The 249-nt window shown below is 55.0% G+C and carries 1 protein-coding gene; it reads left to right on the top strand.

Features of this window, described 5'->3' with window-relative positions; genetic code table 11:
• Positions 1 to 249, top strand: a 249-nt coding sequence (locus tag BFP92_RS30095) for a hypothetical protein (RefSeq protein WP_139114022.1), incomplete at both ends; no start/stop codon positions are given.

The following is a 249-nucleotide window of genomic DNA, read 5'->3' as shown; positions in this document are numbered from 1 at the left end:
AAAGTCGGCTGGTTGAAGTGCGTAATGACGATGGTAGCGTGGTCAGGATGGTGTATGACCCGCTGGGCCGTCGGATAGAAAAAACCGAGCACGGCACTGATGGGTATCCGCTGGGGGAAACGCGGTTTACCTGGGACGGTTTACGGTTATTGCAGGAGCATAAGCACAGTCAGACAAGCCTGTACGTCTATGAAGATGAAGGCTACCAACCCTTGGCTCGTGTCGATGGTGCCGGGCCGTTGCAGAAGA

It is taken from the genome of Pseudomonas sp. 58 R 3 (assembly GCF_900006605.1).
GTDB classification, from domain to species: Bacteria; Pseudomonadota; Gammaproteobacteria; order Pseudomonadales; family Pseudomonadaceae; genus Aquipseudomonas; species Aquipseudomonas salomonii.
The sequence above is the reverse complement of the archived record's forward strand: the minus strand, read 5'-3'. Positions and strand labels throughout refer to the sequence as shown.